18 protein-coding genes are annotated in these 21,010 nt (G+C 47.4%); 4 read left to right on the top strand and 14 right to left on the bottom strand.

What is annotated here, in order from left to right:
* Window positions 1-225 precede the first annotated feature (225 nt).
* The 4 genes from NIM72_RS05555 (at window position 226) to NIM72_RS05570 (ending at window position 3,284) form a co-directional block, all read left to right on the top strand.
* A complete protein-coding gene (locus NIM72_RS05555) occupies window positions 226-558 on the top strand; it encodes a helix-turn-helix domain-containing protein (RefSeq protein ID WP_161734449.1) in 333 nt (110 codons plus the stop codon).
* The gene (locus tag NIM72_RS05560; protein ID WP_285088317.1) at window positions 545-1,021 is read left to right on the top strand and encodes a YbaK/prolyl-tRNA synthetase associated domain-containing protein; all 477 of its coding nucleotides are present in this window, start codon (window positions 545-547) and stop codon (window positions 1,019-1,021) included. Before NIM72_RS05555 ends, NIM72_RS05560 begins: the two co-directional genes overlap by 14 nt.
* A gap of 66 nt (window positions 1,022-1,087) precedes the next feature.
* Entirely contained in the window at window positions 1,088-1,879 is a 792-nt protein-coding gene (locus tag NIM72_RS05565; RefSeq protein ID WP_161734453.1) for an ABC transporter substrate-binding protein, read from the top strand.
* Between the two features lie 106 nt (window positions 1,880-1,985).
* On the top strand, window positions 1,986-3,284 hold the full coding sequence (locus NIM72_RS05570; protein WP_253419268.1) for a succinylglutamate desuccinylase/aspartoacylase family protein: 1,299 nt from the start codon (window positions 1,986-1,988) through the stop codon (window positions 3,282-3,284).
* A gap of 35 nt (window positions 3,285-3,319) precedes the next feature.
* Here the strand turns inward: NIM72_RS05570 and gndA are convergent, their stop codons facing one another.
* From gndA to NIM72_RS05640, 14 genes are all read right to left on the bottom strand, one after another.
* Entirely contained in the window at window positions 3,320-4,729 is a 1,410-nt protein-coding gene (gene gndA, locus NIM72_RS05575; RefSeq protein ID WP_033733220.1) for an NADP-dependent phosphogluconate dehydrogenase, read from the bottom strand.
* A gap of 252 nt (window positions 4,730-4,981) precedes the next feature.
* Window positions 4,982-7,129, bottom strand: a complete 2,148-nt coding sequence (locus tag NIM72_RS05580) for a glycoside hydrolase family 99-like domain-containing protein (protein ID WP_222925256.1) — start codon at window positions 7,127-7,129, stop codon at window positions 4,982-4,984.
* Between the two features lie 34 nt (window positions 7,130-7,163).
* Window positions 7,164-9,182, bottom strand: coding sequence for a methyltransferase domain-containing protein (locus NIM72_RS05585; RefSeq protein WP_253419271.1), 2,019 nt, complete (start codon window positions 9,180-9,182; stop codon window positions 7,164-7,166).
* On the bottom strand, window positions 9,175-10,548 hold the full coding sequence (locus NIM72_RS05590) for an ABC transporter ATP-binding protein (RefSeq protein WP_222925254.1): 1,374 nt from the start codon (window positions 10,546-10,548) through the stop codon (window positions 9,175-9,177). The genes NIM72_RS05585 and NIM72_RS05590 overlap by 8 nt, the downstream gene beginning before the upstream one ends.
* Complete coding sequence (locus NIM72_RS05595; RefSeq protein ID WP_222925253.1) at window positions 10,538-11,371, bottom strand: ABC transporter permease; 834 nt, start codon at window positions 11,369-11,371, stop codon at window positions 10,538-10,540. The genes NIM72_RS05590 and NIM72_RS05595 overlap by 11 nt, the downstream gene beginning before the upstream one ends.
* A 35-nt stretch (window positions 11,372-11,406) precedes the next feature.
* Window positions 11,407-12,336 (bottom strand): glycosyltransferase family 2 protein, encoded by a 930-nt coding sequence (locus NIM72_RS05600; RefSeq protein ID WP_222925950.1) that lies wholly within the window; start codon window positions 12,334-12,336, stop codon window positions 11,407-11,409.
* A gap of 1 nt (window position 12,337) precedes the next feature.
* Window positions 12,338-12,886 (bottom strand): dTDP-4-dehydrorhamnose 3,5-epimerase, encoded by a 549-nt coding sequence (rfbC, locus tag NIM72_RS05605; protein WP_253419274.1) that lies wholly within the window; start codon window positions 12,884-12,886, stop codon window positions 12,338-12,340.
* Window positions 12,886-13,767, bottom strand: a complete 882-nt coding sequence (rfbA, locus tag NIM72_RS05610; RefSeq protein ID WP_222925949.1) for a glucose-1-phosphate thymidylyltransferase RfbA — start codon at window positions 13,765-13,767, stop codon at window positions 12,886-12,888. The genes rfbC and rfbA overlap by 1 nt, the downstream gene beginning before the upstream one ends.
* Window positions 13,768-13,811: 44 nt before the next feature.
* Complete coding sequence (rfbD, locus tag NIM72_RS05615; protein WP_253419277.1) at window positions 13,812-14,699, bottom strand: dTDP-4-dehydrorhamnose reductase; 888 nt, start codon at window positions 14,697-14,699, stop codon at window positions 13,812-13,814.
* Complete coding sequence (gene rfbB, locus NIM72_RS05620; protein ID WP_253419280.1) at window positions 14,699-15,778, bottom strand: dTDP-glucose 4,6-dehydratase; 1,080 nt, start codon at window positions 15,776-15,778, stop codon at window positions 14,699-14,701. The genes rfbD and rfbB overlap by 1 nt, the downstream gene beginning before the upstream one ends.
* A gap of 434 nt (window positions 15,779-16,212) precedes the next feature.
* Window positions 16,213-17,226: a UDP-glucose 4-epimerase GalE gene (gene galE / locus NIM72_RS05625; RefSeq protein ID WP_161732306.1), complete on the bottom strand. Its 1,014-nt coding sequence runs from the start codon at window positions 17,224-17,226 to the stop codon at window positions 16,213-16,215.
* A gap of 42 nt (window positions 17,227-17,268) precedes the next feature.
* Window positions 17,269-18,171, bottom strand: coding sequence for a UTP--glucose-1-phosphate uridylyltransferase GalF (gene galF / locus NIM72_RS05630; RefSeq protein WP_161732304.1), 903 nt, complete (start codon window positions 18,169-18,171; stop codon window positions 17,269-17,271).
* Between the two features lie 277 nt (window positions 18,172-18,448).
* Window positions 18,449-19,789 (bottom strand): lipopolysaccharide biosynthesis protein, encoded by a 1,341-nt coding sequence (locus NIM72_RS05635; RefSeq protein ID WP_033733234.1) that lies wholly within the window; start codon window positions 19,787-19,789, stop codon window positions 18,449-18,451.
* Window positions 19,786-21,009, bottom strand: a complete 1,224-nt coding sequence (locus tag NIM72_RS05640) for a glycosyltransferase (protein ID WP_161732302.1) — start codon at window positions 21,007-21,009, stop codon at window positions 19,786-19,788. The genes NIM72_RS05635 and NIM72_RS05640 overlap by 4 nt, the downstream gene beginning before the upstream one ends.
* Between the last annotated feature and the right edge of the window lies 1 nt (window position 21,010).

Raw genomic sequence — 21,010 nt, forward strand, 5'->3', positions numbered from 1 at the left:
TCGTTTTACAGGCGGATTCTGAGCAGAATCCTTCTCAAAAATTAAACGCTATTGTTGAGCATAATATTGCTCAACAGGTGTTGCCATGCGCACACTCCAGCTATTTATTAAGGGCCGCTGGTATAATGCCGCCCAACTCAATATTCAGCATCCCCTCCAGGGCCGTGAAAGCGCCGCCTTACTTGCGTACGATTATCTTGATCAGCGTATTAAAGGCTGGCAACTATGAAAAAAACGCTGTCACCTTTGGAACGCGAAGCGATGCTGCTGAACCTTACTCAGCAGTTTCCTGAAGAGAAACTGTCACAGGGCGAGCTCCTGATGCAGCTTCGCAAAAACGTGCTGGGATTCTCTCAGGAACGTTATGCCGCGCTGGCCGGGATTAGCCGCCGCACACTGTCAGATATTGAACAGGACAGGGACAATACCACGCTGAGCACCCTCAACCGGGCGCTTAAACCGCTGGGTCTGAAAACCGGCATATTGCCACGTCAGCCGCATATGCTGCAGACACTGATGCTGCAACTGACCGCAGGAGAGCACCGTGACCACCCATGAAAAGTTAATCGCTCTGCTCGAGCAACACCAGGCGCGTTATCGCCTGATGGAGCATGAGGCGACCGGCAAATGTGAAGCGGTCGCGGCGATACGCGGCACCGAAATCGGTCAGGGCGCGAAAGCGCTGGTCTGTCATGTGAAAGGCAATGGCATTAAGCAGCATGTGCTGGCGGTATTACCGGCCGACCGGCAGGCCGATCTGGGCAAAGTCGCGGCAGCAGTAGGCGGTCGACGCGCTTCACTCGCCAGCCCGGCGGAGACCGCTCTGCTGACCGGCTGCGTATTCGGGGCGATACCACCGTTCAGCTTTCATCCTGACCTCAGGCTGATTGTGGACCCCGCGCTGTTTGAACGTTATCCGGCGATCGCGTTTAACGCCGGTCTGCTGGAACGCTCAGTGATCCTGAATACCGAAGATTATCGCGCGTTATGCGCGGCTGACGTGGTGGAGATTACGCAGTAATTGCCATCCCGGCAGCCCGGCGATACTCTGCATAATCACTCATCACGACAGAATAAGAGCAAAATCATGAACATTTTCACTCAACGCCTGCGTCAGACGCTGGCTGTGGCGGTTATGGCAGGCTGCGCTTTTAGCGCGCAGGCAAAAATCGAACAGGTGCGTTTCGCGGTCGATCCGACCTATCCGCCCTTCGAATCGAAAACGCCACAGGGCAAGCTGGTCGGCTTTGATATTGATCTGGGCAATGCGCTCTGTACTCAGATGCAGGCAAAATGTGTCTGGGTTGAAAGCCAGTTTGACGGCATGATCCCGGCCCTTAAAGCGCGTAAATTTGATGCCATTCTGTCTGACATGGGCATTACCGAAGAGCGCCTGAAGCAGATCGATTTCACTGTTCCACTCTATGACACCCACACCCAGCTGATTGCCCGTAAAGGCGCTGGCATCCTGCCCACCGTTGAATCCCTGAAAGGAAAAACGGTCGGCGTAGAACAGGGAACGGTTCAGGAGCGCTATGCGCTGGCAAAATGGCAGCCTCACGGTGTGACCGTAGTGCCTTATGGCGATCAGGCACAGGTTGAAAGCGATCTGGTTTCAGGCCGACTGGATGCGGTATTCACCGATGCGGCACAGGCGGCCATCGGCTTCCTGAAGCATCCGCAGGGCAAAGATTTTGAACTGGCTGGACCGATTATTCAGGATCCGATTATCGGCCCCGGCACGGCTATTGGCCTGCGCAAAGGCGATACCGAACTGAAAACCGCACTGGATAATGCCTTTGCCGAAATCAAAAAGAACGGCACCTTTGACCAGATTCAGAAGCGCTACTTCGCCACGGATATCTCTATCCAGCAGTAACCTCGCGGTCATCCTTTTTCGTCCTCACCGCGATCCGGCACTATACTCTAACTTTTTCGGGACGGCGCGCTGTCGTCCTTTGCCGATTAAAGGACATTAACACGGTATGCATCAACAACATCATCCACTGTTAAGCGCCTCTTTAGGCACCCAGCGTGAAATCATCAGTTTCCATTTCGGTGAAGATTACCAGCGTCAGGTTTATATCCAGGCTGCCCTGCATGGCGACGAACTGCCCGGTATGGCGGTGGCGTGGTTTTTAAAGCAGCGACTACAGGCGCTGGAGTCCGCCGGTCAACTTAAAGCCGCCTTTACCCTGGTGCCAGTTGCCAATCCACTGGCGCTGGGACAGCACTGGCATGGCACCCATCTGGGCCGATTCCATACGCTCTCTGGCCAGGACTTCAACCGCCGTTTCCCGTCACTGGGCGCAACCCTGGCGGCCGGGCTGGCTGAAAGTCTGACCCAGAGTGAAACGCAGAATAAGAGTCTGATCCGCGAGGCAATTGATCGCCACTATCGCGATACCGTGCCAAAAACCGAGCTGGATGCGCAGCGCTTTACGCTGATGCGGATGGCCAGTCAGGCCGATCTGATGATTGACCTGCACTGTGACTGGGAAGCCGTGCCGCACCTCTACACGACGCCGCACGCCTGGCCGGACATTGAGCCGCTGGCGCGCTGGTTAGGCAGTGAAGTACAGCTGCTGGCGCAGATCTCCGGTGGAGAGCCGTTTGATGAAGCCTGCTGCGAACCCTGGCTGACGCTGGCAGAGCGATTTGGTAAGGATTACCCGATGCCACGCGGACTGCTGCCAGTGACACTGGAGTTGCGAGGCATGCGTGATGTGTCGCCTGAACAGGCCGAGAAAGACGCGGAGGCGATTATTTCAGCGCTGCAGGAAGGCGGCTATATCGGCTACAGCGAACCTTCAATTTCCGTAGAGGTGGCCGCGCCCGTCATTGGTGGCGATGAACTGGTCCCGGCGAGCGCGGGCGGCGATGATGTGGTAGCAATCAATGACGGGCCGATTGGTTTGAACGTACCTGACGTTGCTGAAGCACCGGGAGAGACGAGCGTGATTAAAGAACGTCACAGCGAAGGATCGTCGGCGGCCTCCCCTTCCCTGAAAAATCCGCCAACGCCGTTAGCGGGCTGTGAATATATTCATTCGCCGGTTTCAGGGTTGATTTTGCATCGCAAACCGCTGGGCGCACTGATTCGTCCGGGAGAAGTGGTGGCTGAGATTGTTGATCCGCTGACCGACCATATTACGCCGCTGGTCGCAGAGTATGGCGGTATTCTCTATGCAAGGCACTGGGTAAGGTTTGCGACAGCGGGCATGCTGGTGGTGCGGCTGGCAGGTGAGCGAGAGATTCGGAGCGGGGATTTGCTGGTAGGATAAAAAAAGGGCTTCCCTCGGGAAGCCCTTTTTAGTGATTAGTCTAACCACTCGGTGTGGAACACACCGTCTTTATCAATGCGCTTGTAGGTATGCGCACCAAAGTAGTCACGCTGCGCCTGAATCAGGTTAGCAGGCAGCACTTCTGAACGATAGCTGTCATAGTAAGCGATCGCCGCAGAGAAGGTTGGCGTCGGGATACCGTTCTGAATCGCATAAGAAACGACATCACGCAGCGCCTGCTGATACTGATCCGCGATATCTTTGAAGTACGGAGCCAGCAACAGGTTAGCGATGCCTGCATCGGCTTCATAAGCATCAGTGATCTTCTGCAGGAACTGGGCACGGATGATGCAGCCAGCGCGGAAGATCTTTGCGATTTCCCCGTAGTGCAGATCCCAGTTGTTCTCTTCTGACGCGGCACGCAGCTGTGAGAAGCCCTGCGCATAAGAGACGATTTTACCGAGGTACAGCGCGCGACGAACTTTCTCGATGAACTCCGCTTTGTCGCCAGTGAAGGCTTTCGCCTGTGGACCGCTCAGTACTTTAGAGGCCGCAACACGCTGCGTTTTCAGCGAGGAGAGATAACGGGCGAAGACAGACTCGGTGATCAGTGACAGAGGCTCACCGAGATCCAGTGAACTCTGGCTGGTCCATTTACCGGTGCCTTTGTTTGCTGCTTCATCCAGAATCACATCAACCAGGTATTTACCGTCTTCGTCTTTCTTGGTGAAGATATCTTTGGTGATGTCAATCAGGTAGCTGCTCAGCTCGCCGTTGTTCCAGTCGGTGAAGGTCTCAGCCAGCTCTTCGTTGTTCAGGCCCAGTGCGCCTTTCAGCAGCGCATAGGCTTCTGCGATCAGCTGCATGTCGCCATATTCGATGCCGTTGTGAACCATCTTCACGTAGTGGCCCGCGCCGTCCGGACCGATATAGGCCACACAGGCTTCGCCATCTTCCGCACGCGCCGCGATCTTATCCAGAATCGGCGCAACCAGCTCGTAGGCTTCTTTCTGGCCACCAGGCATGATGGATGGACCTTTCAGTGCGCCCTCTTCACCGCCGGAAACGCCGGTACCGATGAAGTTGAAGCCCTGGTCAGAAAGCTCTTTGTTACGACGGATGGTATCTTTGTAGAAGGTGTTACCGCCATCAATCAGGATGTCGCCTTTATCCAGGTGTGGAGTCAGTGAGGCGATAGTCTTGTCAGTCGCTTCACCCGCCTGAACCATCAGCAGGATACGACGAGGTTTTTCCAGCGATTCAACAAACTCTTCAACGGTGTAAAAAGGAGCAAGCTTCTTGCCCTGGTTCTCGGCGATGACTTCATCAGTCTTTTCGCGTGAACGGTTGAAGATTGAAACAGTGTAACCGCGGCTCTCAATGTTAAGAGCCAGATTGCGGCCCATCACTGCCATACCTACAACGCCGATCTGTTGCTTGGACATTACATACTCCTGTCTGTGGTCTCGCATGGTGTTACCCGTAACACCACTTCGTAAGTGATCACTATGTTAACTCAGGATAGCGGATTAAAGGTAATGAATGGTGCGGTAGCACCATTAAATTATGTTAATAAAAATCAACCAGATAGGTTGTTTTGCTAAATAATGCTTCCCAGACTGAAATACACATGAATTTAATAAACACAATCGATAACCTGGCATCAACCTTTGTGAGCATTGATGCCTGACTGAGAGTTAAAGTGATGTGATATCGACTACTTTAAAACCTTGTGAATTAGCTACTGCTCCAGTGACCCTTTCGACACTGTGAGCAAGAGTGCCGTCCAGTTGACCCGCCTCAAGTTCGAACTCTTCTTCGTCTAGCAAGTTGCTGGCCAATGGATCGAGGGCATCTTTTCTAAACCAGAACATGGAACCAGCCGGGAAACTGGTTTTGAATGTCTTGAACAATTCGGGAGAATCCATCCGTGCAAAGAGTTTTTCAAGCCAGTATCTGTTACCCAGATTTATTTCAGGAATTGAAAGATCCGTGATTGAATTTCTCGGTGCAATTATTCCGACATCTTCATGTAGCTCAAAATAGTTGATGATTTTTGCAACATGTTCGCGTGCTCCAAGAAGATCCGCGAAAAGGCTTTCACGCCATTGTTGACCATCAACACGATGCGGTGACTTTTTAGTATGAACCTTACAGATATATTTATAACCAAAGCCATCAGCAACTTTGAGCGCCTTAATGAAAGGCCGAATATCTCGCCCCCTATTATCTACCATCACAAAGAAAACATTTTTAAAGGAAGCTTTTATTTTCTCGAGCGTGCTCAGTTTAACATCGCTGCGCATAGTAATGATTAGGTCAAGCTTATCCTGATATTGAGCGATATATTTTTCGACTAATTCGCAAGCCAGGTCTTCATAATAGGCATGTAAAATAACTGCAGACTTAAATCTGGGTTTAAATTCTTGATTCATATCTGAAATAAGCTGGTTATCACAATCATATTTTAAAAGTGAATTACGAAGAATATTAGCTGTAGCATGTAAATAGGCATAGCCATTGTGACGGTCCGGCTCAAGATGCGCACCTTCAGCCCATTCGTTCCAGGCATTGACAAAGACAAGACGCTCTTCAGGTCTGCGATTCATTGTCGTTTTAATTGCGCTATCAAGCCATTTAGCATAGAGCTCAGGTTTTGCATTATAGAAAGAGAAACCCTGAGTAGGTTTTCGGGCTTCATTATCCCATGATGGCATGACTGCTTTGAAACAGGTAAAATTGTCGTTATCAATTTTACCTGCTCTCAACGCCAGCTCTTCATAATCATAAACCCGCCCTGTAAAGTTTTTATTTAACGGCGTAATACTGTCAGTAATATCTTTAGCACCAATCTGATGCGGTGGGAACTCAACAATAGCGTCAAAGTCATAAGGCTGCGGACTTGAAACATCGAATGCATTAACGACAACAAGGTAAAGACCTGGTAATCCATTTTTAATGGCATGCTCACGCCAGCGTTTACCCGTCTCTTTAGCATCTGGAAGTGAACTTGCACGATAAAGAATAAGCAGTGGCTTACCATCTACTCTGATATAGCGCTCATCCTTAAGTGCAGGCATGATGTCATCTAAAAAGGCAATATCATCTTCTGGAGAATGCTTTTGAGAAATCAAAACATCATTTTCCAGACCGTCCCAGCGACGCGTCCAGTTCTCATTAGCCCAGCATAAACAAAAATCAATATCGAGCGATTTATCTTTAAGGAAATTTTGTACAGGCGTTTCCATCAGACGTTTGCCACCAAACCAGTAATGGTGGAAGCAAAAACCATTGACCCCATACTGTTTTGCTAGATCAATTTGCTGGCGCATGACCTGAGGTAAACGTAAATCATAAAAACCGAGTTCGCCGGGTAAGCGTGGCTGTTGATGCCCAAGATATTGCGGCCTTGCTTTAGTCACGTTTGTCCATTCAGTGAAACCTTCACCCCACCACTCATTATTCTCTTTAAATGGATGAAATTGCGGGAGATAGTAGGCGATGACTTTTACCGGTAAATCAACGCCTTCAAGACTATCGAGCGCCTTAGGTACATAATGACTTTGTTCGTTAACTTTCAGTGAAGCTTTTTTAAAATCAGTTTTTAGCCAAGCCTCAATCAGCGAAGACCTATCATTGATAGATGTTTCATTAAAGGTATCTGTTGAAGCAGGATTATGAGCATAAATGCCAGGGTTATTATTCTTATAGGCTGACTGTAATCTGCTATAGACAGCTTTAACTCCCTCTTCTTTATAAAGCCTGGAGACCAGTTTAATACGATATTTCAAAAGATCGCGATCTCCGGAAGATAACATCTTTTTTGCAAAACGATAGATTTTCAACGTCAATACCCTTATCTGATTTCAGATTGCCAGTTTAGTATTTATTCAGCGATTTAGCAGACCGACTGAAAAATGAAGCTAATTTCCATGCTCTTGATGAAGTAATTTTCTGTAATTTATCCGTTTTGACTTTAACCTCTTCCGTAAGTTTTTCTTCTCTGAATTTTTGTTCAGCGGCAACGCTAAGAAGGTCGTCGATTTGCTCCTGCAACCTCGAACAGGATTCTTGCGCATCGATCAACTCTTTCTCTTTAATATCTAATAAAGTATTTTTACCAAATATCTCCTCACCTTTCTCCTTGATCTGCTTTTCAACATCTTTAATTTGATTTTCAACATTGGTCACAGTTGAGGAGAGATCCTGATTTGTATGATAAACTCTGGCAAGTTCACTTTTATAATCATTTAAGAAGTCACGAACAACGAAAAACGAATTTTTATAGCGTTCAAAAAGATCGTTAGTGTCAACGTTTACTACTTGCGAAACTAGAGCAACCTCTTGTTTTAAGTATTCGTTAAAATGCTCTTCAGTCAGTTCTGGGAAGATTTCTGTTACTATAATTTTAGTAGTGGTAAATATATTAGAATCTGATAGCTCTTTTGTAGGAGCAATGGAGGTTACTCGCAATAGAGAGTTGAATACGCCTCTGAAAACCAGATAGGAAAGCATTAATGGCTTATCAGAGCTTAGTTCTAAATCGAAAATCTCGTAGCCTTGCTCAGTTTTAATAATATTAAATGGAGTTGCGTCCAGGTATTCTGGTGGAAGCTCAGTGTTCCATTTCCAGGAATCCGCATCCTTTCCAGTGACGAGTGCTTTACTGATCCACAGCCTTACCCATTCAGTCACGCTGCTTAATTGCCACCCATGTTTATTAATAATATTTACCAAGCTTAGCCACAGACTTTCGCCTTGATAGAATGGCTCTTCATTAATAAATTCACCTGATATTTTGTAACTTTCAATCTTATAATTACCATTAACCTCAAGAAACTTAATTTTCTTTTGGCTGTCATTAATTCTGGCATCAGAATAATACCAAGCCAACGTATTATCGCTTTCGTGACTTAACTCTGATGCCGAAGCAATCATAAGAAATGAATTTGACAAATCTGAAGCAAGCTTATTATTCCAGATTGTTTTTGTTGACTCTTCTAATGAGAATGTATACGAATCTGGTGCCTGTGCATCTTTATGATGTACTTCACTCACCAAAGGATAAATTATTGAACTGCGCTCTTGATGACCATATGGAGTAATAACTAAAGTTGGCAGTTTGTAGTCAGGAAAAGGAAGAAATTCCTCAATATTGCTGAATCCTACTTTTTTCATCATTTGGATAAGTTCAACTCTACCAAAGGTGCGTACACCATTATTATGGTAAGCATTATTAATACCTACCATTGGTATTCCCAAATGATCTTCCTTGGCTCCAGCTAAATATTTCATGCCGAGTTGGTTTTCGATTGCTACAAATAAAGAACCATCGGATTTCAATCTTTTCTTGCAGAACGACAAAAGTGATAATTGTCCTTCATGGCCCAGGAAACACTGGGCATATTCGAGAACGCCAATCAATAATACGTAATCAAATTCACCTATATCCGGAATTTTATCGCTAGGACAATTGATTACAGTAACATTTGATAGATCCTTGCAACGGTTGCGTGTTATAGATGCTCTTCTTTTACTACCTTCTATGGCAATAACTTCTGCGCCAGCTTCAGCTATGAAACGCGTTATCGCACCACAACCACATCCAATCTCCAGAACACGTTTGCCTTTGAACTTTTTCCCAAATGGCCTCAGTAAGTTAGATCTTTTTGAAGTTAAATGATACTGTGAAGGCCAGTCTTTTATATATCCAGCAAGTTCCTGCGAAAGTACGGAACAGTCCTGAGACTTTGTGACAACGTCCAGAATATAGTTTTCATGATAATCGCCGTCATTATAATTGAATTCCTGCTGATCTTTTTCGGCCCAGATATTGATTTCAGAGTCATAAACGAAATCAGATGATAACAATACTGTTGAAAGTTTTTCTTTATTCACAGTTAATCGAAGCCTCTAAATTTACCAGACCTAAAAACTCTGGGGTAGGTTCTACTGTAATATGAATTGAATCATATCTCCGATCGTGCGGAACTACCTCTCCTGATGTATCATAACTGGCAAGGCCAATCGAAATAAAATAGTCACCCTGGAAAAGACGCATTGGCATTTCAGTATTAACGGTATATGACTTTCCTTCCTCTCCAGCTTCAATGAAAGGCGCTTCTAATATATTGGTATTAGTGTTATAAATTGTTACCCCATCTTTAGTTTTTACAGCAAAACCAAAAATAGGCCTGAAAATAGTTGAGTTGAACTTAATAAGAAACTTAAGCTTGATATTTCCATTGCCCGATACGCTGAAGGGATAAAGATTCTCACCCTGAACAAGTGAAAAGTCCTGAATCTCGGCAGCTCTGTCGCCCCAGCGAAATTCATTAGGATTATAGTTATTGCGATTTTCGAATCCGTTTTCTTCTAGAGTAACGACAGGCTCAATCTCCTGACTTACGTTAAACCTTTCAGTCTGGTCTTTTTCAATTTTACTAGCTGATTTAAGATGGTTATCCTCTTTAATTCGCTTCGCATTTGCTGAGGATGACTTTCCAAAGAGTAGATCCAGATATTTATTAACAATATCTTTTGGGGCACCGTTGCCTACAATCGAACCATCATTAAGTAGTATAGCTTTATCACAATGCGTAATAATCTGTTCAGTAGCATGGGATACAAAAAGAATGGATGTACCATCATTTTTAAGTTGTTTCAATCTGGCAAAACATTTTGCCTGAAATTTAGCATCTCCAACAGCTAATGCCTCATCAACGATTAATATCTCAGGATCTATTTGCGCCTGTACAGCAAATGCAAGACGAACCATCATTCCGCTTGAATAAGTCTTCACCGGATTATTAATAAAGTGACCAATATCGGCAAAAGACAAGATATCATCTAACTTACTATCGATCTCTTCTTTAGTCAGACCTAAAAGCGCGCCGTTCAGATAAACATTTTCACGTCCGGTAAAGTCACCATTAAAACCAGCACCTAATTCAAGTAAGGCAGCAACGCGACCTTGAATATTGACTGATCCCTGGGTAGGGGATAATGTACCTGCAATAATCTGCAATAAGGTTGATTTACCAGAGCCATTCCGTCCGACCACACCCAGCGTTTCGCCTTTAGGTAAATTAAAACTTATATCCTGAAGTGCCCAAAATTCTTCATGGTATACACGAGGTACTTTGCCTAGTTTACGTTCAATATTAGGTACGATAAATTGCTTAAGTCTTCTGACAGGACTATCGAAGACCTGATAGCATTTGCTAACATCGATTATTTCTAATGCATTGTCTTTAGATAACATCAGCAAATCCCTTACGTGTTTTCTGGAACCAGAAGTAGCTTAGCCATAATATTACTGTTGAAACACAACCATATATTAGCAATCCGTTAAAATCTGGCATTCTACCCCAGATAACAACTTCCCGAGTTTGCTCAATTATGAATGTCAATGGATTAGATAATATGATGACCTGATATTTCTGAGGTACAGAAGACAGTGGATAAAACACAGGGGAAAGGAAAAGTATTACCGTAATTAACAACGTTATAAACTGTCCTAGATCCCGAATAAATACGCCCAGCGAAGAAATCAAAAAACTCAAAGCCAGTACTAAAATCAATACGGGAATAAATACAACAGGAAGCAGCACCACAGTCCAGTGGATATAACCATTCGCAAAAGTAAATGCAAGTAATAGCACAAAAATATTGATTAACGCCTGAAAGCAAGCGGACAACAATGCTATTACCGGAAAAGAATCAAGTGGGAAAACCACTTTTTTGACATAATTAGCATTATTAAGTATTAATGTGGGTGATTTAGTCAACACTTCACCAAATATCCCATGCACAATAAGTCCCGCGAAAAGAATAATAGCAAACTGTGCTTTTGACTCATTTGCGGCAGCGTTTCCCCAGCGAGCATTAAATACTTCGGAAAAAACAAGCGTATAAACAGCCAACATAAAAACAGGGTTTATGAAAGACCAGAAAATGCCCATTACTGAGCCTTTATATCTGCTTATCACATCGCGCTTGGTCATTTCGAAAATAATATGTCTATTAATATAGGTATTCTTGCATAACGACCACAGCGAAGTATCGTGTTTAGTATTCTGCTGCAAAATTTCACCTTTTTACGAATAAATTTATCTATCGATTATAATTTCTTCAGGACAATGGCAACATATAGACCTAACGTACCTAATAAAGTCTGACGGTACATGCCTAACTTTCTGAATAAATACAGTCTTTTAAATAAATTACTATTCCTGGCCTCATTAAAGCTTTCAAGAATAAATCTATTCTCCGGGGTGATATTTACGTCTGCTTTATTCAAAGCGTAGATATTGGAATCTATCCACATCTTAAAATGCCCGTCCATAAGACCCGAAATGCGTTTAAATCTGGCCAGCCAGCCTAGATTCGAGCCAACAATATTATTAGTATGTTGCCGATAATTAATTGATGGTTTCGGATCGTAGAAAATATTACCACCTATTGCTGTAATAACTATATATATCCACCAATCGTGAGATATAATTCTTACATCTATGGGGGTTTTATTAATAATATTTCTACCTGCCCGATTTAAGATCATCGTATTGCCGCCAGCTATACTTTGGATAAGGGCATTTTTGAACGATGGCGGCTTACTGAATAGGGGAGACTCACCCAAATGATGACCATTCTCATCGACCAATGAAGTTCGTCCACAATAAACTGAAGGAACATTATGTTTATAACCAGATAAAACTGATATGCTCCTTGATAATTTGTCTGGCATCCATTCATCATCTTGATCGCTGAATGCATAATAATCAAAAGCATCACCACATTTTTCCAGCAACGATATAAAATTCCAGGCAAATCCTTTGCCTGGACCATCGATTATGACAAAACGCTCACGGCCTAACTTCTCCTGATAATATTTCAATATATCAAGAGTTCCGTCAGTTGATCCATCATCCGAAACAAATACCGTCCATTCGGTTTCAGTCTGATTTATAATTGAATCAATTTGCTGTCTTATATATTGACTGCCATTGTAAGAGCATAAAAGGACTGCGGTACGCGTTTTTTTATCCATCTCAATTGAAAGTTTCTGCGTTATTGAGCAATACGCCATCTTTATCTTTGCCAGACAAAGTCATTTCTTCAACTTCAGGCCATTCAATATTTATCTGCGGATCATTCCACAAAATGCTTCTTTCTGACTGTGGGGCATAATAATTTGTGGTTTTATAAATAAACTGTACACGATCCGAAAGTGTGATGAAACCATGAGCAAAGCCTTCTGGAATCCAGAGCTGACGGTTGTTTTCAGCGCTTAAATGTACGCCGACCCATTGTCCAAATGTTTCTGATGAACGTCTGATATCTACAGCTACATCAAATACTTCCCCTTCAACGCAGCGCACAAGTTTACCCTGGGCATGAGGGGCAAGTTGGTAATGAAGGCCTCTCAACACGCCTTTTTTGGACATTGAGTGATTGTCCTGAACAAAGTCGACATGTCGACCAACGGCATTATCAAAAATTGACTGATTGAAGCTTTCCAGGAAAAAACCACGCTCATCACCAAATACTTTAGGCTCAATGATCTTTACATCAGGAATTTTAGTATCAACAATATTCATTATAAACGTCCTTCAACCAGCGCCATCAGATATTTGCCGTATTCATTTTTAAGATATGGCTTAGCGAGTTCCTGCAATTGCTCTTTATTAATGAAACCCATTCTGAATGCGATCTCTTCCGGGCAGGCAACTTTTAAACCCTGACGTGATTCAATCGTCTGGATAAAATTGTTCGCTTCCATCAGGCTCTGGTGCGTTCCGGTATCAAGCCAGGCATGCCCGCGGCCCATGATGGAAACAGAAAGCTTACCCTGCTCCATGTAGATACGGTTGATGTCCGTAATCTCAAGTTCACCACGTGGTGATGGCGCAAGATTTTTAGCCATTTCTACAACACTGTTGTCATAGAAATAAAGACCGGTCACCGCATAGTTGCTGCGTGGATGTTCAGGTTTTTCTACCAATGAAATTGCTTTGCCTTCGCTGTCGAATTCCACAACGCCATAACGCTCAGGATCGGTAACATGATAAGCAAATACGGTTGCCCCATCATCTTTCATCGATGCGGCTTCAAGTTGCTTGTAGAGGTCGTGACCATAGAAAATATTGTCGCCAAGGATGAGCGCGACTGAGTCGTCACCTATAAACTCTTCACCAATGATAAACGCCTGCGCCAGGCCATCCGGGCTTGGTTGTACTTTATACTGAATTGAGATGCCCCATTGGGAACCATCACCTAACAGGCTCTCAAAGCGCGGTGTGTCCTGCGGTGTACTAATGATCAGGATATCGTTGATTCCTGCCAGCATTAGCGTACTGAGCGGATAGTAAATCATTGGCTTGTCGTAAACCGGCAGCAACTGCTTGCTGACTGCCATCGTTACCGGATAGAGGCGTGTTCCTGAGCCACCAGCGAGAATAATGCCTTTATTCTTTTTCACAATTTCACCTTAAATGGTCAGGTCGCTATTGCGGCCTGTTTCGATTAAATAAGCGTTTCGAGCAGCATACGTTCAACGCCGACCGTCCAGTCGGGCAGGTTCAGACCAAAGGTCTGCTGAAATTTCTCTGTATTGAGTCTTGAGTTTGCAGGACGTTTAGCCGGTGTAGGGAATGCACTGGTTGGAACAGCATTGATCGTCTGCACCTGCAGTTCGACACCCTGTGCTTTCGCAAACTCTATGACTTTAGTGGCATAGGCATGCCAGGTCGTCTCACCTGCTGCAATGAGGTGATACAGGCCTGCGACATTGCTATTTTCCAGAGCCACTCTGATTGCATGAGCCGTGCAGTCAGCAATAAGCTCAGCGCCGGTAGGTGCACCAAACTGATCGTTTATTACTGACAGGGATTCCCGGTCTTTTGCCAGTTTCAGCATTGTTTTGGCAAAGTTGTTACCCTTCGCGGCATAGACCCAACTGGTGCGGAAAATCAGGTATTTCGTCATATTGCTGACAATAGCCTGCTCTCCTTCCAGCTTGGTCTGACCGTAGGTGTTAAGCGGCGCAGTAGCATCGTCTTCGCGCCATGGTTGATTACCAGAGCCGTCAAAAACATAGTCGGTAGAGTAATGGATTAACCATGCCCCTGTCTCTTCGGCGACTGCAGCCAAAGCTTCAATAGAAGTAGCGTTAATCAGCCGAGCTTTATTCTGCTCTGATTCCGCTTTATCCACCGCAGTGTAAGCGGTGGCATTAACGATAACCGCTGGCTTAATTTTGCGAACCGTTTCAGCAACGCCTTCAGGATTTTCAAAATCACCGCAGTAGTCACGGGAATGACGATCGACCACGATTAAATTGCCTAACGGCGCAAGCGCACGCTGCAATTCCCAGCCGACCTGTCCGTTTTTACCAAACAGCAAAATATCCATTAGCTACGCTTCTCGTAGTTCTGTTCGATCCAGTTCTGATAGGCACCGCTCTTCACATGCTCAACCCACTGAGAATTATTGAGGTACCATTCAACGGTTTTCTTCAGACCCGTTTCAAAGGTCTCTTCCGGTTTCCAGCCAAGATCTTTCTCAATCTTAGCGGCATCAATCGCGTAGCGGCGATCGTGTCCCGGACGGTCCTGAACATAGGTAATCTGAGCGCTGTAAGGTGTGTCTTTTGGACGCAGCTCATCAAGCAGTTCGCAGACTTTCAACACAACATCGATATTTTTCTTTTCGTTATGACCACCGATGTTATAGGTAGTGCCCGTCTCTGCATTTTTAACCACGGTATAGAGCGCGCGCGCGTGATCTTCAACATAGAGCCAGTCACGGATCTGGTCGCCCTTGCCATAGATTGGCAGTGGTTTACCTTCCAGCGCATTGCTGATGATCAGTGGAATGAGTTTTTCCGGGAAATGATAAGGACCGTAGTTGTTTGAGCAGTTGGTTACAATAACCGGCAATTTATAGGTGCGGCCCCAGGCGCGAACCAGATGATCGCTGGCTGCTTTTGTTGAGGAGTAGGGACTGCTCGGGGCATAAGGGGTCTCTTCGGTAAACAGCGGTAAATCGCCGTCCATCTCATCCGGATGCGGTAGATCACCATACACTTCGTCAGTAGAAATATGGTGGAAACGAAATGCCGCTTTACGTTCTTCAGGCAATGCGCTCCAGTACTGGCGGCTCGCCTCTAACAGAGCATAGGTGCCTACCACGTTAGTCTGAACAAACTCAGCCGGACCGGTGATCGAGCGGTCTACATGACTTTCAGCGGCCAGATGCATGATAGCATCAGGCTGAAATTCATTTAACGCTTCAGTGATAGCCTGACCATCGCAGATATCGATCTGCTTAAAAGTGTAGCGAGGATGGCCGCTCACCTCTTTCAATGATTCAAGATTGCCTGCATAGGTAAGTTTATCAACGTTTATGACTTCATCATTTGTATTGTTGATAACATGACGCACAACCGCTGAACCGATAAAACCTGCACCACCAGTGATAAGTATCTTCATAACGTGTTTATTCCTGACAAGCTATCTGAGGCATGGGCGCCCGAATAAAAAGCAGACAATCATAGGCGTTTTAAGAGCACGCTACCGCCCCTGGGTTACAGCTCCCACGATGCTGATTATCTTTGACCGAATGAGTATGCTGACAACAAGAATCCGCCAGATGTTCAGCATTCAGTTGATTGATATCACTTTATTAATGAAATTGTTTAAGTGGGTTTATCATTCAACAATCGTAAATTCTATCACTGAGGTATAGCTATTACGAATAAAATGCGTTTATGCCGCAGGTGTTAGTTCAACTAATGAGCACTTTTCTGGCGTAGGGGATGGTTGCTGATGCCTCAGGATGATGCAATCAGAATTATGAGAAAGGTCTGATAAGATATTTCAAATCAAATATAAGAAAGGCGAACCGGAGTTCGCCTTTTTTTCAACTACCTGAACCCATCCGGGTTCTTACTCTGCCAGTTCCACGTATCGCGCATCATCTCATCGATGCCGCGCGTCACGCGCCAGTCGAGCTCACTGTTTGCCAGTGATGCATCGGCCCAGAACGCAGGCAGGTCACCGTCACGGCGTGGCTTGATCTCAAACGGGATCGCCTTACCGGACGCCTTCTCGAATGCCTTAATCATCTCCAGCACGGAGAAGCCTTTGCCGCCGCCCAGGTTGAAGGCGGTGTAGCCTTCCACTTTGCTCAGGTGATCCAGCGCTTTCAGGTGCCCTTCCGCCAGGTCAACCACGTGGATGTAGTCACGCAGGCAGGTTCCGTCTGGCGTATCGTAATCGCCACCAAACACGCCCAGCTTCTCCAGACGACCAATCGCGACCTGCGCGATATAGGGCAGCAGGTTGTTCGGGATGCCGGTCGGGTCTTCACCGATTTCACCAGACTCATGCGCGCCGACCGGATTGAAATAACGCAGGGCAATCGCCTTGAACTTCGGCTCCGCTTTGGCGAAGTCGCGCATGACGAATTCGGTCATCAGCTTGGAGGTGCCGTACGGACTGGTGGTGCCGCCAATTGGCGTAGTCTCAACGTAAGGAACCGGTGCATCTGCGCCGTAGACGGTCGCTGATGAGCTGAAGATAAAGTTCCAGACGCCGGCATCACGCATCTCTTCCAGCAGTACCACTGTGCCCGCGACGTTGTTCTCGTAGTACTCCAGCGGCATACGCGTAGATTCACCGACTGCTTTAAGCGCAGCGAAGTGGATTACGGCTGAAATGCTGTTGGCTGCGAACAGGTCACGCAGACAGGCGCGGTCACGGATATCGCCCTCGACGAAGGTCGCTTTCTTACCCGCCAGTTTCTCCACGCGGTTAATGGCTTCGCGTGAGGCGTTGCAGAGGTTATCCAGAACCACAACATCATCACCGCGCTGCAACAGCGCCAGTACCGTATGGGAGCCGATATAGCCTGCTCCACCCGTTACTAAAATTGCCATGTGAGCTCCTTTCAATCTGCCGCGCATGACGCGGCGATTTAATTACTTTTGTTTTGCGAGAATCGTCTGGATAGCTTCGCGGAAATCGCGACCCTGCGCATTGTTGCGCAGTCCGTAAGAGACGAACGCCTGCATGTAACCCAGTTTACGACCGCAGTCGAAACTGTGACCGGTCAGCAGAGAGACATCAACCGTTTTGTGCTTACTCAGGCTGGCGATCGCATCGGTCAGCTGGATACGGCCCCAGGCGCCTGGCTCCGTGCGTTCCAGTTCTGCCCAGATATCAGCAGAAAGGACATAGCGGCCAACCGCGGCCAGGTCAGAGTTCAGTCCGGTGGTATCTTCAGGCTTCTCAACGAAATCGGTAATGGTGCTGATGTCGCCAGGGTGATCAATCGGCTCTGCAGTGGTGATTACCGAGTACTCAGTGAGATTGGACGCGGGCATATGTTGCGCCAGGACCTGGCTGTGGCCGGTCTCTTCAAAACGGGCAACCATCGCAGCGAGGTTATAACGCATGTGGTCAGCCGTTGAGTCATCCAGCAGAACGTCTGGCAGTACGACCACGAACGGGTTATCACCGATCATCGGACGGGCACAGAGAATCGAGTGGCCCAGGCCCAGCGGCTGTGCCTGACGCACGTTCATGATGGTGACGCCTGGCGGGCAGATAGACTGCACTTCGCTCAGCAGCTGACGCTTCACGCGCGCTTCCAGCAGCGCTTCGAGTTCATAAGTGGTGTCGAAGTGGTTTTCTACGGCATTTTTCGATGCATGCGTGACCAGCACAATCTCTTTAATACCCGCGGCAACACACTCGTCAATGATGTACTGAATCATCGGTTTGTCGACGACAGGCAGCATCTCTTTCGGAATGGCTTTAGTCGCAGGGAGCATATGCATACCGAGGCCCGCAACCGGGATTACTGCTTTAAGCTTGGTCATATTTATTCCGTTTAATAAAATGAAGATGTGGGTCGATTATGCAGGATCGGCCGGAAGAGCAAGTATAATCTTTATCTGAAAAGCGGACAGTAACTCTCTGTCATAACTTGGAAATTCGGCATTTTGCCCATTGCCAGCAACACCATAAACTGAATAAAGACAATCAGTAATCGAATATTGCCACTGTGACCTACAGCACTCTTCGTTGCATGGCTGAGACCAGCTATAAATGAAAACGGGCGACCCTGAGGCCGCCCGTTGATATAACGCTTTGTAATCAGAGCCAGCCTTCAAACCACTCTGGCATCACAAACAGATTAAAGTGATTTACCAGCAGCATCACGCCAACAAATACCACCGACACGGCCACCCACTGCCGGGCATAAGGAATAAACCGAATGCCAATCACCGGCTTGATAAAGAATGGATGCGCCAGTGCCGAGATCAGAATCTGCGAGATGGAGAGCGTCAGCGCGACGTAGAGCACGTTTGGCCAGATAAAGGTGGTCGCCAGTACCGCCAGGACCACAATGCTCGCCACGATGTTCCAGTAGAACTCAACGTTGGTCCGTCCGTTGGCCTGGGAAATTGCCCCGGTCAGCCCCCCCATCGGCCGCAGCATACCAAACAGCAGCATCAGCGGGATCAGGTGATAGACCTGCTCATGTGATGCGCCATAGAGCACACGCACAATAACCGGCGAGAAGATACCAATGGCCAGATACATGGCGCTGCTGAACAGCATGATCCCCAGCGTACCTTTCAGGAACAGCTTTTTCAGCTGCTCGGCATCGTGCTGTTTCTCAGCAAAGCGCGGCAGTGCCAGACGATTAATCACCGGCGTGACAAGCTTCAGCGGTTGCAGCACCAGCTCTTTCGCCAGCGAGTAAACGCCCAGCATCTCAGCACCCATGACTTTACCGACCACCAGCGCATCCGCCTGGGTACGTAACTGGTTAATGGTCTGCGAACCGAGCTGATAGCTGCCGTAGCGAATCGCGCCGAAGAAGGTCGCTTTGTCGAACTCCCAGGTCGGACGCCAAGACTTCTCACCCAGTGCAATCATGCAAAGGATGCGCGTAAAGGCGTTGATGAACAGACCCAGAATTGCCGCCGCCACCGTCAGCGAGGTGAACTCCAGCATCGCCACGACACAGAGGAAGGCAAACAGTTTGGTGCCCATCTCAATCTTCGCCAGCGAGACCATCCGCTTGGTTTTGATGTAGTGCGCCTGATATTGCGACAGGTGCCCCAGCACCAGGAAGTTCAGGCTGGTCAGCATGATCAGCCCGGTCAGCTCCGGCAGGTGATAGAACCAGGAGACCGGGAAGGCGATCAGCAACATGATTAACCCGGTACACAGGCTGAGCGAGACGTTCACCCAGTAGATGGTGCTCTGCTCACGACGGGTAATGTTCTGGCGATGCACCAGATAACTGCTCATCCCCATATCCTGCAACACACCCGCCACCGCCAGGATGGCGTTGATGATGGCTAACAGGCCCAGCTCGTGGGTTTCCAGTTTGCGGGCGAGAAAGCTCAGCTGTGCAACCTGCAGCACCGCAGAAAAGCAGGTACTGCCGAACAGCCAAATCGCCTGTGACTTAAATCCACTCACACCAGTCGCTCCAGAATCTGTGCCAGTTCGCCGTAGGCGATATGCTGATTAAATTCAGTCTCAACTTTGTGACGGGCGGCCGCGACCACGGGCGCCACATCGACTTCGCCCTGAGACAACTTCAGCAGCGTTTCCGCCAGCGCCTCGGGGTCGTCCTCTTCCACCAGCCAGCCAGAAACGTTGTTCTCAATCAGCTCCGGAATGCCGCTGTGGAAGGTAGAGACCACAGGCAGGCCAACCGCCATCGCTTCCATCAGTGCGACCGGAATACCCTCCATATCGCCATCTGCGGCGGTTTTGGACGGCAGCAGGAAGATGTCAGCCTCGCTTAGCGCACGACGGATCTCCTCCTGCGGCTTAAAGCCCGGCATGCTGACACAATCTTCCATCCCCTCACGGGCGATGAAATCACGCATCATCTCATCCTGATCGCCGTTGCCGATAATGGTGTACTGAAACTGACCGCCACGCTGCTTCAGGATGGCGCTGGCTTTCACCGCCACATCCAGGCCTTTTTTCTCGGTCAGACGCGCCACCGAAACGATACGGAGCGGCGTATGGAACGCCTGGCGCGGCTGGAAGTTAAACTTCTCCGGCTCAATGCCCATACGCGTCACGTGAATTTTATCCGGCGGGCACCCCATCTCAATCAGCTTGTTCTCCCACAGATGGCTGATGGGCAGCATCAGCTCACTCTGGCGGAACAGATTCACGTAGTCGAGTTTGTGCTCTTCCAGAATGTGACGGCGGGAAATATCAGCGCCATGAAACACGGTCGCCTGTTTACCCTTAAGCACGCCCAGTTCACGCAGTTTGTTTGCCAGTGCGCCGGCATAGCCGAAATGCACCAGAAACACATCTGCGGTAAAGGTCTGCTTAGCATTCGCTACAATCGACGGCAGCAGCAGTTTGCTGGACTGCGCGCCATAACGGCGTACATTCAGCGAACGCAGCAGCGACGGCTTCGTTACTTTTGGCAGCACCAGTTTGATACGCTGGTTCAGCTTATCAACAATCGAGACTTTCTCTTCCGGCAGCAGATAGTGCGTCTTCGCCGCCAGACCATACTCATCAAACGCCGCATGCCGGTTCACTAAATCGCCGGGAAAGACTGAAATAATCTCCACCTCGTAACCGGCATCAATAAAATGGGTCACCTGATTTAGAACGAATGTCTCAGAGGCAACCGGGAAACGCATGGTGAAAAAAGTCAGTTTCATC

It is taken from the genome of Pantoea sp. B550 (assembly GCF_024158165.1).
Taxonomy (GTDB): Bacteria; Pseudomonadota; Gammaproteobacteria; order Enterobacterales; family Enterobacteriaceae; genus Pantoea; species Pantoea alfalfae.

Coding starts and splice junctions, on each gene's coding strand:
- NIM72_RS05555 (WP_161734449.1), top strand. CDS start 226: ATGAAAAAAACGCTGTCACCTTTGGAACGCGAAGCGATGCTGCTGAAC.
- NIM72_RS05565 (WP_161734453.1), top strand. CDS start 1,088: ATGAACATTTTCACTCAACGCCTGCGTCAGACGCTGGCTGTGGCGGTT.
- NIM72_RS05570 (WP_253419268.1), top strand. CDS start 1,986: ATGCATCAACAACATCATCCACTGTTAAGCGCCTCTTTAGGCACCCAG.
- gndA (WP_033733220.1), bottom strand. CDS start 4,729: ATGTCCAAGCAACAGATCGGCGTTGTAGGTATGGCAGTGATGGGCCGC.
- NIM72_RS05590 (WP_222925254.1), bottom strand. CDS start 10,548: ATGTTATCTAAAGACAATGCATTAGAAATAATCGATGTTAGCAAATGC.
- NIM72_RS05600 (WP_222925950.1), bottom strand. CDS start 12,336: ATGGATAAAAAAACGCGTACCGCAGTCCTTTTATGCTCTTACAATGGC.
- rfbC (WP_253419274.1), bottom strand. CDS start 12,886: ATGAATATTGTTGATACTAAAATTCCTGATGTAAAGATCATTGAGCCT.
- rfbD (WP_253419277.1), bottom strand. CDS start 14,699: ATGGATATTTTGCTGTTTGGTAAAAACGGACAGGTCGGCTGGGAATTG.
- rfbB (WP_253419280.1), bottom strand. CDS start 15,778: ATGAAGATACTTATCACTGGTGGTGCAGGTTTTATCGGTTCAGCGGTT.
- galE (WP_161732306.1), bottom strand. CDS start 17,226: ATGGCAATTTTAGTAACGGGTGGAGCAGGCTATATCGGCTCCCATACG.
- galF (WP_161732304.1), bottom strand. CDS start 18,171: ATGACCAAGCTTAAAGCAGTAATCCCGGTTGCGGGCCTCGGTATGCAT.
- NIM72_RS05640 (WP_161732302.1), bottom strand. CDS start 21,009: ATGAAACTGACTTTTTTCACCATGCGTTTCCCGGTTGCCTCTGAGACA.